We start from the raw sequence: 15,167 nt of genomic DNA, 5'->3' as shown, positions 1-15,167 counted from the left end.
GCCTCTCATCGCTGCTTCAGCCGGATCTCAGACAAGAATTGGATGACAAAGTGAAAAGCTCTGTGAGCGATCTTGGTGGAATCAAGAAAATTGGCTTCACCCCGTTCGTCGATTTCCGGGGGGATCTGCTCAAAATCTATCGGCGGGAAATATTCCAGGACCTTCTCCCAAACATCGAAGAAATCTACCTAAGCCGCAGCGACAAGGGCGTAATCCGTGGTATGCACTATCAGTTGGGGGGTAAGGCCCAAGATAAGTTGGTTTATTGCATCACCGGCCGAATGCTAGATATCAGCATCGACCTGCGCCCGGGCGGCGGCCTCGGCAACGTACACGTGGAGGAGATGGTCGGTGGAGGAAAGTCCGCACTACTGATTCCCGGCTCGTTCGCGCATGGCGTCATCGTCCTGGAAGACCAGACGACATTCATCAGTATGAGCCCGCAGCCCTATTCACCAGGCGACGAGCGCGGTGTGCGCTGGGACACGCTCGGCGTTGACTTCGGCCTCTCGCAGCCCGTCGTCACGGAGAAAGACCAGAGCTGGCCTTCCCTGCAGGACGTCGTCAACCAACTCCGATAAACCATGAAGAGCTATGTGATTGGTGGGAATGGATTCCTGGGCCGCCACGTGGCGGCATGGCTCGGGAAGGACGGCGTCGTGCGGAAGGCTCCGGCCTATGACGATGCCGACCCCGTGAAATGGCAGGCAACCGTGCTCGAAGACATGCGACAGTTCGCGCCAGACGTTGTCCTGATCCCGGGCGCCTCACAGGCGATGGGCGACGATGCGAAGGCAATCCAGGCGCTGGTGGCCTCAAACTGCATCTTGCCCTGCTTGGTCGCACAGCAGCTGCTGGAGCACTCGCCAGACTCGACGCTGGTCGTCTTCGGCACGTCCTGGCAGTTCGCGGACTCCGAAGGCTTCCGGCCGTTCAATCTCTACGCCGCGTCTAAGCAAGCTGGCCAGGACCTGCTCACTCACTACGCACTGCGCGGCCTGAAGATCCTCCAGCTGATCATGTTCGATACCTACGGCGAGGACGACAGCCGCCGTAAGTTGCTCAAGATTCTGCAGGACGCCTGCGCGCGTGGCGAGGAGATCGGCACGACGCCGGGCGAACAGGAGATCGACCTAGTGCACATCGACGATGCCTGCGCTGGCATCAAGTCCGCGATCCGAGAGATCCAGGGCTGGGACGCCTCCCAGGGGGTCCTGGTGCGGGGACTGGGCTCCGGAAGGCCCATCCGGGTCAAGGAACTGATCTCGCGAGTCGGTGAGCGAGCCGGCAAGGCGCTGCGCGCCAATATCGGTGAGCGTCCCTATCGTCCACGCGAAGTGATGCAGGCCTACCGGAACTATCGCCGGCCGGCCGGATGGAAGCCAGAGAGAACTGAGTTCCAGGACACTTCCTGTCCCGAAGATCGTGACGGGAATCTGGCGAATTGATCCGGCACCAATGACAGAAGAAATTCGCATTCCCCAGCCGCTGCTGAGCTTCTGCATCCCAACCTACAACCGGGTTGGGTCGGTGCTGCCTTTAGTGCGTCGGGTGCTGGAATCGCCCAATGACGAGATTGAGGTCATCGTCTCCGACAACGGTTCGACGGACGACACGCTGGCCCAGTTAGCCACGATTGACGACCCGCGCCTGCTCGTTATCCAGCAGAAGGTGAATCGTGGTGCGCTGTTCAACCAGGTCAACGTGTTGGTCCAGGGCCGAGGCTTCTACAGCGCCCTGCTGCTGGACAAGGACTCGGTGGACCCCACGTTCATCCCTTTGTTCCTGGATTTCCTGCGTCGCGAGTCGCCCGCTACCGGCTATTGCGAGTACCACCAGCCGGCAGGCACCCCTGCGCGCATCTTTGCACAAGGGGGCGAGGCGCTGCGTGGCATGGCCTACAGCTGTCATCACCCTAGCGGCTACTTCTTCCGCAAGGCGGATCTGCGGGAGATCCGCGTCGTCGAGCGCTTCAGCGATCATGAAGTCGTCGGAAACTTCCCGTTTGAGTTCATGCAAGCGGAATTGGCTTTGCGTGGACCGACCGCGATCTTTCAGGAACCTGTCTTCATCCCCGAAGCGCTCGAGGCGGCCCGAGCGATCAAGTCCTTTACGATCAACGGGATGAAAGAAGACGCCTTCTTCCTGCCGAAGGGGCGACTGAACACGGCCGTCCGCTTCTCGTCGCACATCCTTGGCTTGCCGTTGGCAGCGGATCTCAAACGGCAGCTGGTGCTTGATCGTTTCGCGCAGGGGCTGTCGTTCGCCACGATCGACTACCGGATGATCATGGCCAACGAGGCCATCTGCGACCACTACCACATCGCTACGCGTCGGGTGGGCCTGCTTGAGCTGCTGCCGATCGCGGTCGACTATTACCGCGGCTTCGTGCGCCAGCTGAAGGCAGCCCGGCAAGGTGCAGACCATCCCGCAGGATCTGCTGTACTGATCGATACCGCTCGCCGCCTGTGCCGTCGCCTCGGCAGACAACTCAGCGGGCAGCGCGAAGCGGCGGAACGATCCTGATGCACAAACAGATCCCCACCGGCGCCTCGCGTCTCGCGCGCCTACGGCGCGCGACCGGCCTCGACTTTCACGTGCTTGTGACGCTGCTGTCACGCAGCTGGAACGTGATCGCCGGCGCGGCGACAGTGATTGTCCTGCCGCTACGACTCGACTCCACGCAGCAGGGCTACTACTACACCATCACCAGCCTGTTGGGACTGCAGATCCTGTTCGAGCTGGGCCTCGGGCAGGTGATCATCCAGCTCGTCGGCCACGAGGTGGCCCACCTTGACGGGGCCGACGAAGCGAAGTTCGCGGGCGACCCCGCCCGCCTCGACCGGCTCAGCTCGCTGATGCGACTGCTGCGGCGCTGGTACATGGTCGCGGCACTGCTATTCGGCCTCGCAGCGGGCGTGGCCGGCTGTGTGTTCCTCGCGCGGCGCGGCGACCTGCCACCCGCACAGTGGCTGGGCATCTGGATCATCATGGTCGCCAGCACCGCAGTCAACCTGATGTACGTCCCGGCACTTGCGATGCTCGAAGGCTGCGGCCGCATCGGACAGGTCGCGCGGCTGCGCATGATGCAGTCCATCATCGGCTACTGTGGACTCTGGCTCGGGTTGATCCTCGGCGCCGGTCTGTGGTCAGCCGTGATGGTGCCGCTTGCGAGTGCAGTGTCGACCAGCCTCTGGCTGCGGCGCGCGCACGTCTACGACTGGCTGCTGCAACGCGTAGTAGAACCAACCAACCGCATTGCTTGGCGGCGTGACGTCCTGCCCTTTCAGGCGCGCATTGCGATCAGCGCCATGAGCGGTTACTTTCTCTTCTACGCGTTTACGCCACTGATCTTCGCCAACCGAGGCGCCGTGGAAGCGGGCCGCTTCGGCATCGCGATGACCATCTTCAATGCCCTTTCGGCCGTGGGAACCAGCTGGGTCTATGCCAAGACGCCGACGATGGCCATGCATATCGCGCGCGGCGAGCGCAAGGAACTGAACGAGATCTTCTTCGCCGTCTTCAAGCGTTCGATGGCCTTCACGGTCGCCGCCGCCACGGGCATCGTCGTCTGCGCGTCGCTGCTGAGCTGGACGGGCGTCCCGCAGATGGCGCGCATTGCGTCGCCAGGAGTGCTGGCCTGCCTGGCCTTCGTCTGCTCGTGCAACTGCGTTGTCTTCTCGCTCGCTGCGTATATGCGCGCGCACCGCGAGGAACCGATGCACGGGGTTTCCGTAACCGGTGCCGTGGCCACCACGCTCATTGCGTACTTCGGCTCGCGGGGCGACATCCTCTCCATGAGCGCCATGTACGCCGCGCTCACCGCGTTCGTCATGCTGCCCTGGACGATCCTCTTGTTCCGACGCTATCAGCGTCGGAACCATTGACTCGAGAAACGCCCACCGGATGACTGCCCCGCTACTGACCATCGCCATCCCGACCTTCAACCGGGCGGACTGCCTGGAGCGCCTGCTGGAGACGCTCCTCGTCGAACTGCGTGGGCTAGAGGGGCGTGTCTCAATTGTCGTGAGCGACAACGCCTCGACAGACCGCACACAGGAGGTCATCGCCGCGTTCACCCTGCGTTGGCCAGGTGTGCGGGCGCTGAGAAACGACAAGAACCTTGGCATGGACGGCAACTTCCTCGCGTGCGCCGAACACGTGGACGGAGCACACTTCTGGCTTCTGAGCGACGACGATCTGCCCCGCGCCGGCCTCGTGCGTGCACTCCTTGATCTGCTGGAGCGCGAGTCGCCGGATCTTGTCTACATGGACAGCCGCTGGTTGCCGGAGATCGCCGACAACGACCCCACCCAACCGGTGGGCGCGCTCCAGGGCCTGCGGCTTGGGCAGCTCGCGTTCGCACGCCGCGTACACGTGTGGACCACCTACCTCTCGGGCATGGTCGTTCGCACCACTCCGCTGCTCCGAGAGCCAGCGCGCCTACGCCGCTATTCCGGCACACAGGTTTCTCAGCTCGCCTGGGTGTTGGAAGCCCTCCGCGACGGCAGCCGCTTCATCCACATCACGACACCCTGCATCCTCGCGACGGAGGGAAACACCGGCGGCTACAAGGTGCTTAAGGTGTTCGGCCAGCACGTGCCAGCCATCATGCGCGAGATGCTGCCCGAGCGCGTCGTCCGCGCGATGCTGCGCCGCATGGCCACGACGTACCTTCCGAACCTACTGTGTGGCCTGCGCGAGGCGCGGCTCGGCCGGTTCGAGCACGAGGACGCAGCCGAGGTGTTGCGGCAGCAGTTTGGCGGCATGCTTGCATTCCGCTTGCTACTCGAACCCATTGGTAACGGCTCGCTGGCAACCGTCCACCGTGCCCTGTGGCTGGCGCGCCAAGTTCATCGCGCGCTGCGCCTGCACGATCGCCTCGCCGAGCACCTGGGTGGCGGCGCCACGTCGCTCTTACACACCACGAAAGCCTCATGCCCCCGCTCCTGCGACTGCTAGCCCCGCTCGCCGCGATCCTCGAGTCGCTGCTCGCCCTTCTGTACTACCGCTGGCGCCGCTTGGCGAGTGCGCTCACCGCTGCTCGCTGCGCGGAAGCGGGCTCGCACGTCTACCTGGGCCGCGGCACGAATGTGACGGGTCACAGTCACATCCATATCCGCGGCCGTTTCGTCGCGATGGAACGTAACCGCATCGCAGCAATCGAGTCCCACGGCGGTATGCACTTCACGCCGACACTCGTGCTCGGTGATGACGTCTCCATGGAGAACGATTGCCACATCGCTGCCGCGAACCGAGTCGAAATCCACGATCGTGTGCTTATCGCTAGCCGCGTATACGTGTCCGACCATTCGCACGGTGGTGCCGCTGCCGTCGACCTCGCCCTGCCACCCAACAGCCGCCCCCTCACGTCCCGAGGTCCCGTCGTGATAGAAGCTGAGGTCTGGCTCGGTGAAGGCGTGTGTGTGCTACCAGGTGTTCGCATCGGCCGGTCCTCTATCATCGGAGCCAACTCCGTCGTCACTCGTGACATCCCTCCTCGGAGCGTCGCCGTTGGCGCCCCTGCTCGAGTCATTCGCACACTCGACTGAACAGTCCTCTGTATCCAACCTGTCTCTCCATGTCCAACGCCGTATTCACAATCGTCTCACGCAACTACTTCGCGTATGCACGAACCCTAGGCGACAGCCTGCGCGCGTCGAATCCGGACACTGAATACAACATCCTCGTGGTCGACCGGAAGGACCCCACCTTCGAGGCTCGTCATCCTGAATGGCGCATCACCTGGGTCGAGGATCTCGGCATACCGGACTTTCCGCACATTGCGTTCAAGTACGACATCCTTGAACTCAACACTAACGTCAAGCCGACCTTTGCCAAGCGACTGCTGGATCGCCACGACAAGGTGATCTACCTCGATCCGGACATCTTCGTCTACGACAGCCTGCAGCCGATCCTTGAACGTCTCGACCGACATCCGGTGGTGTTGACGCCACACACCACCTCCCCCATTGACGACGACAAACTGCCCAGTGAACTTGAGTTTCTCAATTCGGGTGTCTACAACCTTGGCTTCGCAGCGTTCAACGCTTCACCGGAAGCGCGCGGGCTGCTCGACTGGTGGGAACGTCGCTGCCTGCACCAAGCGTACAACGACCAGCCAAGCGGCTTGTTTGTTGACCAGAAGTGGATGGACTTCGCACCATCGCTTTGCCCGAACGTGCTTGTGCTGCGCGAGAAAACGTTCAACGTCGCCTATTGGAACCTCCATGAGCGACAGGTGCAGATCCAAGCAGGCAAACCTTTCGTTGACGGGACGCCGCTCGTGTTCTTCCATTTCAGTGGCCTACCGCCCATCGGCGACGACCGCATCTCCAAGTACCAGACGCGCTTCACGCTGAGTGGCCGCCCAGATGTCGCGCCACTGTTCGTGCGTTACCGCAACACGCTGGCCGCAAACGGCCACGAGCAATATCTGAAGCTACCTTACGGTTTCGCCCGGTTTTCCGACGACACGCCAATTAGCAGCCTCGCGCGACGCGTTCTCATCGACCACCCTGTATTCGTGAACGCAGCCGACCCGTTCGAGGCTAGCGGAGAAGTCCATTCCGTCCTAGCTCGTGCTGGCATTCTCAGGGTAACAAACGGTGCTGCCAAACCTGCATCGGCACAGGCCTCTGGCAAAGAGCGGGCCCGCTTGCAACGCATCGTTGGCTTCAGCTTCCGAACCGTCCTGCGCCTGTTGGGTGCTGCACGCTACGAACGTCTCATGCGCTACCTCACAAGCGTTGCTGGGCTACGGCAGCAGACCTTCCTCATCGACAACTGACCGTGGCAGCACACCCCATGCCTCCCCGTCCGACTGCCACGGCCACCCCTCGGACGGAGAGACGCGCCCGGTCTTTCTTCCTCGCGACCTACTGCGCGCTCTTCCTTGTCCCTGCCATCGCCTGCTGTCTCATCATCGACACCGTCGATGTCAACATCGGCGACTTCCTGGGTGCCGCGGTTCAGAGCGATTCGCTTGACCGCTACCTCGGCCTCGCCATCTTCGCTGCGTGCTATGCCGCCCTTTACCGGCTGGGCAGCCGAATGCTCGCGACACCATGGAAATCCAGCAGTCTGATGCCCCGCGCCGAGCTCGTCGCGACGATCTGGTTGGCCTGCTTCGCAGTCGACATTTTTTTCTACGTCGTATTCGGCTTCGGCCGCGCGGGCGCCGAGACATCGACCTCGCTGTCGATCTTTTCCACGCTGATGCCCAAAGACGTAAGCCTCGTGCTGCTGCTGTTCATCAATGTCGACCAGCCCAAACGGGTCTTTGCACTGATGGCGGTCTTCACGGCCTTCGCGCTGTCTTTGGGCTGGACCGGACAGTTCTTCACTCTGTTCGTGATGTCGCTCTACCTCTTCCGACACTGGCTGCAGCGCCGTAAGCTTCTTGTGGTCAGTATCGTGCTCGCCGGGATCGCGGCTTATCCAGCCATTTTCTCGATCAAGCTAGGCGTTCGTCAGGGCGACGACTTCGGTTACAACCCACTGACCGTCGTACATCTGGCGTCACGCCTGACAGGCTATCCCGCACTGGTCTACCTGCAGGGGGCGACCAATGATTTCCTTGCGATCTATCAGAGCTACTTCTCGAACCTCTACTACATCATTGAGCCATTACTCGCGATCATTCCGAAGTCCATCTTCGGGATGACCGGTAATATCACGCTTGAAAAGGCAATCGTTGAATTTGTCGGTGGCAACCCCGACCTCACCCAATTCATTTGGGGCCTGCCGACCAAGCTCTGGTTCTACTGGCAAGCAGGCCCGCTGCACTTCATGGCGTTCTGCGTCGAGAACACGCTCGTTATCGGCGGTCTCTACGCCTATGCCCGCCGCACCCGTGACGAGTTTCTTTCCTTTTACCTCTTCTTCCTGATTGGCATGTACGTTTGGGCGGGAGACATCTCGACCATGTTTGTATCACTGCTACGGATTCTGATCCTCTTCGGCTTCTACCAAACCCTCAACGCGGCCTTTCCAGAACGTCATGCCACCCGTCGAGTCGTATCAGCAACGCCCGCAGGTGCACTCGAATGAGCGGCGCACCTCGCCTGCGTGTCGGCATAGATGCCACCGCCCTCGTCGCGCGACCGACCGGGGTCGGTAACTATATCGCTCGGCTGCTTGAGCCGATGGTTCGTGCACATCCCGAGGCCGAGTTCGTACTTTTCAGCAACGATGCGGTGAGTTTCCCTGCACTGTCCAACGTACGATTCCGGTCGTCAAGTCCGAAACGGCGTGGCCCATACTGGCAAAACACCCATCTGCGCGCAATGCTGGCCGAGGAACGCCCTGATGTTTTCTGGGCGGCCAATGGCTTGCTACCAATATGGCAACCGCAAGGCATGGCCAGCGTTGTTACTGTGCACGACCTTGTCTATAAATTTGCGCCCGAGACACTCCCGTTCGTAAGCCTGTGGGGACGCCGTATCGGCCAACGCATGGCGGTTGCAGCAGCAGACAAGCTTGTCTACGTCTCACAGGCTACCGCCGACGATGCATGTGCCGCGTATGGTCGAGCCGCTGATGCCATCATCCCACCCCTGGCTGACAACAGTTTCAAACGGCCTGCAGCCTCGGCCGTCACGGCCATGTGCCAGCGCCTCGGGCTCCCGGAGCACTACCTGCTCACGCTTGGCACCCTAGAACCCCGCAAGAACATCGTGGCGCTCGTCGACGCCTACCTGAACCGCCGTGAGGCTGGCGCCGCACTGCCACTGCTGGTCATCGCAGGAGGCAAGGGCTGGCTGGACAACGATATCGCTGCACGCCTCGAGCGCGGCGAAGCCCTCGGCTTCGTGCGACGCCTTGGCTACGTCGACCTCTCAGACCTGCCCGCCCTTTACGCTGGTTGCGACGCCTTCCTCATGCCATCGCTGTACGAAGGCTTCGGCATGCCGCTCTTGGAAGGACAACTGTGTGGTGCACCAGTGATCCACGGGCCACACGCATCAATGCGTGAGGCTGCGGGCGGCCTGGGCGTCACGACGCCCACCAATGTCGCAGGCATCGAGGAAATGCTGGACGCCCTGGCCGCCGGCACGCTTGCCCTTGCCTGCCGTCTGCGCAGCGACATCGTCAACGACCCCAAGTTGTCATCGAGCCAACTGTGGTCGCTCATCTCCGAAGCCGCAGCGTCACGCGGCCGCCGTCCGTCGTGAAATCACTGCTTATCCTCACTCCACGTTACCCGTACCCAGTCGTCGGCGGCGACCGTCTGCGCATCTATCAGCTCTGCAAGTCGCTGTCCGCGCACCATCGCCTGACGCTGTTGAGCCTGTGCGATAGCCCCGCAGAGATGGCCATGCCACTACCGGATGACGAGGTGTTCACCTCGATAGAGCGCGTGTACCTTCCGCGCTGGCGTTCTTGGCTGAACTGCCTCGCGGCGTTGCCAAGCGAACTGCCTCTACAAGTGGCCTACTACCGACACCGGGCATTCAGCGAACGTGCGGCTGTGTTGATGGCGTCACACGATGGCGCGCTCGCCCACCTGATCCGTGTGGGAGATGCAATCAAGGATCTTCCAGGCCCTAAGTTCCTTGAAATGACGGATGCCATATCTCTGAACTACGAACGCATCCGAGAAACCCGCCACGCGCGCAACGACCTCCGCTCACGCATCTTTGCGCTGGAATCACGACGCCTGCGCCGCTATGAAGAAGCGATCGTGGATCATTTCGACCAGAGCTTCCTCGTTTCGGACATCGATCGCCGCTTCCTCTTCGAGAACCAGCCTAAGCGCCTGGCACGTGTCAGCGTTTGCTCCAATGGAGTGGACCTGCACGCGCTCCCCTATGCGTTTGCCCCTTCCGGACGGGATGTCGTCTTCATTGGCAACATGCACAGCCTCCAGAACCTGGACGCCGCCAGCTTCATGGCCACCGAGGTGCTCCCGCTTGTGCGCGCCCGCAGCCCCGCAACAAGGCTTCGACTGATCGGACGCATTCACCCCGATCAAGCCAGCAGATTCGCCGCCATGGATGGCGTGGATGTCACTGGTGAGGTGCCCAACGTGGCCGCCGCGGCACATGGGGGTGGCGTCGGCATCTGCCCGTTACGGCTGGGGGCTGGTGTTCAGAACAAGGTCCTGGAATACATGGCTTTGGGTCTGCCTACGGTCTCAACCGCACTCGGCCTCGAAGGATTCCAGGCACGCGACGGGCGGGAATTGCGGGTTGCTGACGATGCCGCCGGCCTCGCCCAAGCGGTGCTGGACCTGCTTGGCAATCGCACTGCAGCTCAGTCCATGGCCGTCGCAGCCCGGGCCTATGTCGAGTCCCATCATTCTTGGGAGGCAAGGCTAGCGCCACTCGTCAAGTGCATAGACCAAACCATTGGGTCTCGTGCAGCCAGGACCTGAAGTTTCAGCGCGGCGTCAACAACAGCGCCGGTACATTCCCACTATCGAATGCGTCGCGGTCAAGCGGCTGGACAAACGGCGGAGCATGGTCACCGACAACGGCCACCATCGGTGTGGTCTGTAGCTTCGCCAGCGCTCCAGCGATCTGATCCAGAACGTCACCCAACCGCTGCACCATTTGGCATGCGACGCTGGGCAAGGTATCTGCGGCGCACCTCCTCGCAAGCTCGGGGTTCAGAGGTTCGTCCTGTTGCGGCAAGGGCAGATGTGTATCCAACGTCACCACGTAGGTGAAGCTGCCGGGGCGCTCTGCCAACGTCGCTGCACGCGTCAGCACCTGTCCGTCACACACGCCCGGAAAGGCGTCGTTGCATGCCATCCGCAAAGGGGTCTGCCCCCTCTCGAAATGTTGAGGCGCCAAGCCCAGTTCAGGCCACCAACTCGCTCGTTCGAACATCGAGAGATTGAACCCATGCAGACCTGCCGCCGGCTGCCCCAGCGCCGCGAAAACACGCGGCAGACAAAGTTCCTCGTCGGATCGTTTGAGCCGCGTGTAGTGGCCGCGCAGTCCGCACAGCACGCGTAACTCACCATAGGTTGTTGATCCGTAGAACGGGTCACTCGCGCGCTGCACATTCCAACGCGCCTGAACCTGCGATGTATCTAGGCGAGCGTACAGCCAATCACGCACGGCCGGACTGTGCGGCAGGCCCATGGACTCGACGAGCACCAGCAACTCGCTGCCATTCGGATGTGCAGCCTTCCAGGCCCACATCTGCTCGTAGACCGGTGCCCTGGCCCAGCGCTTCATCGGAACAGTAGAACCTCGCCACGCCGCGCGCTGCTCTGCATAGATGTTCCATCCAGGACTGCCAGCGATATTGACAGGAAGGTGAAAGCGGTCCGCCCCCATTCCCAGGATACGGTTCGAACCGTTGGCCGTGTCCACGCCGAGCATCCCCACCGTCAAGGCGACCAGCACCAGGAACATGGGCAGCGGCGGCCGCGCCCGTGCAAGCATGCGCAGCACCACCAGGCCGCACAATGCCAGCGCCACGACCGCCGGCAGTACCGTCCAAGAAACGATGCGCCCGATTTCTATCGTGTCGAGATAACGCGCAGATGCAATGAATTCACCTGTGTCAACAAAGTGATAGCAGCGCGCGACATCGCGCGCGATCTCAACCCCCCAGGCCGCGGCAAGCGCCACTGGGCCGACACGAGGCAACGCCACCGCCATCAGCAGTGCCAGCAGAAAGTCGACATTGAACAGCGGCCGGTCGATCGCATACTGGCTCGCAGCGATCCAGAACGGGACTTGAACGAGCACAACAGCGCCAGCCAGGCATGCGAAGCCCAGAACCGGATGCGCGCCGGTCGCACGCGAAGATGCGAAGACATGTGGGAAGTTGCTGTCAGCCATGACCGCAGCGCACCTCAGTGCGTGTGTAAATGCCGCGAGCGTGCGCCGCCTGCGCCTCATGCCAAGCTCCGCAGTCGTGCACAGGATGGACAAACACCGACAAACCGTCCGGCCGACGCGAGAAGGCAGCAAGACGCGACATGGGCAGTGTGAATGCTCGCACACCCAGCCGTGCACTCTCCCTGGCCACTGTATCCACCGAGCGATGTGACAGATAGGCCGTAACAATGGGCCCCGGCAAGTTTAACTGGGCCTGCCAACGCTCAAACAAGGCCATGTCCTCTGGGCGGTACAGCTGAAACACGACTTGCCTGGCCCGACCATTGGCGCGCAGTGCATGTACCACACGCTCACCCGTCTCAGCGAAGTCGCTCTTGATGTCGAGGACCAGCCATGTCCCGTCCGGCAACGCCGCCATCAGTGACTCAAAGGTGCATGCCTGTGCAGCCCTCGGCGTGCCAGGATCGTGGGCGCAACGCAACTCGCCGCTGCTCTCCAACGAAAGGTCCACCTCAAGAAGGCGTATGCCTGCGTCCACGGCGCGCCGCATCGCGGCCACGCTGTTGGCCTCCGGCCCCCCTGAATCGCCTAGCGCATGCGCGATACGCACAGGTGCTGGGCCAGCATCAATCAGCCACCCATAGTCCTGAGGCTGCCGCAATGGAGAGGCGTGCGCCCAGTCCTCGCCCAAGGCGAGGCGTCCCCATGCGTCTTGCAGGCCTTCATCAAACCAAGCCACATCAGCGTTGTGCACAGCCGCTTTAAGGGCCGCTCGAGTTACCGGGATGACGAGCACGATGACAAGCGCTGTCAGCAGCACAGGTCCGAGGTACGAGAGGCGAATGCGTCCCCACGCCGTCATTGGCCTGTCTCCCTGCCGGGACGGTGAAACTCGGGAACCAGCCGATGCAGCAACTGTCGGACGGCCTCATCTGATGGCTGCGCCCCCAAAGCATCCGCCTCTGCAAGCCACGGCACCACGACGTACGCACCTGAGGCACCATCATCCAGCTTGGCCAGGAACAGGCGCTCGATACCGGTAGGCAACGTGGTGTCGCTCGACGCCAGCAGCTCCTCGTACAGTTTCTCTCCCGGGCGCAACCCGGTGTATTCCACCCGAATTTCCTGCTCCGATCGACCTGCCAACCGAATCATGTCCTGCGCCAGATTGGCGATCTTCACTGGCTCGCCCATGTCCAGTACCAGCACCTGCCCGCTCTGACCAATGGCGGCCGCCTGGACAACCAGCCGAGCGGCCTCCGGAATCGTCATGAAGTAACGAATAATGTCCGGGTGAGTCACCGTGATCGGCCCGCCGCGGGCAATCTGTTCCTTGAACTTCGGAATCACGCTGCCACTGCTGCCCAGCACATTGCCGAAACGCACGGCCATGAAGCGGGTGCCCTGGTGCTCCGCCGCCATGGCGGAGATGACCAGTTCGGCGGCCCGCTTGGTGGCCCCCATCACGTTGGTGGGGTTCACCGCCTTGTCGGTACTGATCAGCACGAAGCGCTCGACGCCCACCTCAGCCGCGGCCAGGGCCGCGTGGTAGGTGCCCAGGGTGTTGTTGCGCAGGGCGGCCCAGGCGTTGTCCACCTCCATCAGCGGCACGTGCTTGTAGGCCGCAGCGTGAAAGACAACCTGCGGCTTCGTGCGCTGGAAGATGGCACGCAGGCCGTCCAGGTCCTTCACGTCGCCGATCAGCTTGAGTACCTCCAGCTGGGGGAAATGCAGCGCCAAGTCCTGCTCGATGGTGTAGAGGTTGAACTCGGACAACTCGACCACCACCAGACGCGCGGGTTGATAGCGCGCCACCTGGCGACACAGTTCGCTGCCGATGCTGCCGCCGCCGCCGGTCACCAGCACGGTCTTGCCGCGCAGCACCTCGCCGATGCCGTTCTCGTCGAGTCGCACCGGCTCGCGGCCCAGCAGATCCTCGGGCTCGATGTCGCGCACCCGGTTGACCTGATCGCCCCGGCGCAACTCCTCGGCCGATGGCACGGTCAGCACAGGCAAGCCAGTACTGCCTGCCAGATCGACAGCGCGGCGCCGCTGCGCCGCGGTGGCCGCCGGCAGGGCAATGATCAGGTGGGTGGCATTCCCCAGCACGCCTGGATCCTTCACCGCCGTCAGCGGTCCCAGCACCGGCACCCCCGCAATGCGAGCGCCCTGCTTGGCGGGATCGTCATCCAATAGCCCCTGGATCACCCAGCCTTGGTGCTGGATGCCTGCCAGCAGGCGCTTGGCCGCCTCGCCGGCCCCCAGCACCAGTGCCCGCTTCTCGGGCCCGGTGTCGCCGCTGATGCGCGCCCGCGCATGCTCATACAAGGCGCGGTAGAGAAGACGCACGCCGCTGACCGCCATCAGCACCACGAAGGGGTGCAGGGCCAGCACGGCCCGCGGCACGCCATAGAACTGCAGACCCATGGTGCCCGCGGCACTGACCACGCCGGCCACCAGGCAGGCCAGGGTCAGGCGCTTGATCTCGCCGAACCCCGAAAAACGCCACATGCCCTGCGGCACCCGGAGCGCGACGAACGCCGACAGGTACACCACCACGACGCCCACCAGCACCCAGACATCGTAGGGCGGCCGCTCGTACAACCAGCGCTCGAAGCCCATTCGGAACAGGTAAGTGGCGTGCCAGGCGACGACGACCATGACGGCGTCGATGGCCAGCGACAGCGGCACGCGGTGCGGGCGCAGCCGGGCCAGAAAGCGGTCCAGGCGGTGCCAGACGGTGAGAGAGGAGGTGCTCATGGTGAAAAGGTTCAGCGGGTCAGCAGCACGCGCAGCGTGCGCAGCACCACGCCCAGGTCGGTCCACAGCGAGGCATGGGCTGCGTAGTCGGCCGCGCAGGCCAGCTTGGCCGGCAGGATGACATCGATGTATTCGCGCTCGGGGTCGGCCGCGGCCGCCAGCTGCGCCGATTCATGGCGGAAACGCAGCGAGGCCGGATCGGTGATGCCCGGACGCACCGACAGCACCACCTCCTTCAGCGCCGCCGGGTAATGCGCCACGTAACGTGGCACCTCGGGGCGCGGGCCCACCAGGCTCATCGTGCCCTGCACCACATCGATCAGCTGGGGCAGCTCGTCCAGCCGGTGCGCGCGCAGGAAGGCACCCACCCGGGTGATGCGCGCATCGGCGCCCACGGTCAGCTGGCCCTGGCGCTCGGCGTCCACCCGCATGGTGCGGAACTTGTGGATGCGAAACAGCCGGCCGCCCCGCCCCACCCGCTCCTGACGGAAGAAGACGGGACCGGGCGAGTCGAGCTGGATGGCCAGCCCCACCAGCAGGCCGGGCAGCGCCAGCAGCGCCAGCCCCAGGCCGGCGGCAATCAGGTCGAACAGGCGCTTGGCCATG

Annotated in this window: 14 protein-coding genes; 10 read left to right on the top strand and 4 right to left on the bottom strand. The window is 63.0% G+C overall.

Annotated elements, in window-relative coordinates; genetic code table 11:
- Nucleotides 1–62: 62 nt before the first annotated feature.
- The 10 genes from M0L44_RS03490 to M0L44_RS03445 are packed head-to-tail and all read left to right on the top strand — an operon-like array spanning nt 63 to nt 10,378.
- On the top strand, nt 63–581 hold the full coding sequence (locus M0L44_RS03490; RefSeq protein WP_252768224.1) for a dTDP-4-dehydrorhamnose 3,5-epimerase family protein: 519 nt from the start codon (nt 63–65) through the stop codon (nt 579–581).
- Between the two features lie 3 nt (nt 582–584).
- Nucleotides 585–1,448: an NAD-dependent epimerase/dehydratase family protein gene (locus tag M0L44_RS03485; protein ID WP_252768223.1), complete on the top strand. Its 864-nt coding sequence runs from the start codon at nt 585–587 to the stop codon at nt 1,446–1,448.
- Nucleotides 1,426–2,526, top strand: coding sequence for a glycosyltransferase family 2 protein (locus M0L44_RS03480; protein WP_252768222.1), 1,101 nt, complete (start codon nt 1,426–1,428; stop codon nt 2,524–2,526). The genes M0L44_RS03485 and M0L44_RS03480 overlap by 23 nt, the downstream gene beginning before the upstream one ends.
- Nucleotides 2,526–3,887 carry a lipopolysaccharide biosynthesis protein gene (locus M0L44_RS03475; RefSeq protein WP_252768221.1) on the top strand — a complete coding sequence of 454 codons (1,362 nt, stop codon included), beginning with the start codon at nt 2,526–2,528 and terminating at the stop codon, nt 3,885–3,887. Before M0L44_RS03480 ends, M0L44_RS03475 begins: the two co-directional genes overlap by 1 nt.
- 19 nt (nt 3,888–3,906) lie before the next feature.
- A complete protein-coding gene (locus M0L44_RS03470; RefSeq protein WP_252768220.1) occupies nt 3,907–4,962 on the top strand; it encodes a glycosyltransferase family 2 protein in 1,056 nt (351 codons plus the stop codon).
- Nucleotides 4,938–5,552: an acyltransferase gene (locus M0L44_RS03465; protein WP_252768219.1), complete on the top strand. Its 615-nt coding sequence runs from the start codon at nt 4,938–4,940 to the stop codon at nt 5,550–5,552. The genes M0L44_RS03470 and M0L44_RS03465 overlap by 25 nt, the downstream gene beginning before the upstream one ends.
- 29 nt (nt 5,553–5,581) lie before the next feature.
- Nucleotides 5,582–6,790 carry a glycosyltransferase family protein gene (locus tag M0L44_RS03460; RefSeq protein ID WP_252768218.1) on the top strand — a complete coding sequence of 403 codons (1,209 nt, stop codon included), beginning with the start codon at nt 5,582–5,584 and terminating at the stop codon, nt 6,788–6,790.
- A gap of 17 nt (nt 6,791–6,807) precedes the next feature.
- Nucleotides 6,808–8,052 carry an oligosaccharide repeat unit polymerase gene (wzy, locus tag M0L44_RS03455; protein WP_252768217.1) on the top strand — a complete coding sequence of 415 codons (1,245 nt, stop codon included), beginning with the start codon at nt 6,808–6,810 and terminating at the stop codon, nt 8,050–8,052.
- Complete coding sequence (locus tag M0L44_RS03450) at nt 8,049–9,176, top strand: glycosyltransferase family 4 protein (protein WP_252768216.1); 1,128 nt, start codon at nt 8,049–8,051, stop codon at nt 9,174–9,176. The genes wzy and M0L44_RS03450 overlap by 4 nt, the downstream gene beginning before the upstream one ends.
- On the top strand, nt 9,173–10,378 hold the full coding sequence (locus tag M0L44_RS03445; protein WP_252768215.1) for a glycosyltransferase family 4 protein: 1,206 nt from the start codon (nt 9,173–9,175) through the stop codon (nt 10,376–10,378). Before M0L44_RS03450 ends, M0L44_RS03445 begins: the two co-directional genes overlap by 4 nt.
- A 4-nt stretch (nt 10,379–10,382) precedes the next feature.
- Here the strand turns inward: M0L44_RS03445 and M0L44_RS03440 are convergent, their stop codons facing one another.
- From M0L44_RS03440 to M0L44_RS03425, 4 genes are all read right to left on the bottom strand, one after another.
- Nucleotides 10,383–11,801, bottom strand: coding sequence for an alkaline phosphatase family protein (locus M0L44_RS03440; protein WP_252768214.1), 1,419 nt, complete (start codon nt 11,799–11,801; stop codon nt 10,383–10,385).
- On the bottom strand, nt 11,794–12,621 hold the full coding sequence (locus tag M0L44_RS03435) for a glycerophosphodiester phosphodiesterase (protein WP_252768213.1): 828 nt from the start codon (nt 12,619–12,621) through the stop codon (nt 11,794–11,796). The genes M0L44_RS03440 and M0L44_RS03435 overlap by 8 nt, the downstream gene beginning before the upstream one ends.
- A gap of 38 nt (nt 12,622–12,659) precedes the next feature.
- Nucleotides 12,660–14,492, bottom strand: coding sequence for a polysaccharide biosynthesis protein (locus tag M0L44_RS03430; RefSeq protein ID WP_252768212.1), 1,833 nt, complete (start codon nt 14,490–14,492; stop codon nt 12,660–12,662).
- An 80-nt stretch (nt 14,493–14,572) separates the two neighbouring features.
- A complete protein-coding gene (locus M0L44_RS03425) occupies nt 14,573–15,166 on the bottom strand; it encodes a sugar transferase (protein WP_252768211.1) in 594 nt (197 codons plus the stop codon).
- Nucleotide 15,167 lies beyond the last annotated feature (1 nt).

It is taken from the genome of Ideonella oryzae (assembly GCF_024055665.1).
GTDB classification, from domain to species: domain Bacteria; phylum Pseudomonadota; class Gammaproteobacteria; order Burkholderiales; family Burkholderiaceae_C; genus Ideonella; species Ideonella oryzae.
This window is presented reverse-complemented; position numbering and strand designations above follow the sequence as displayed.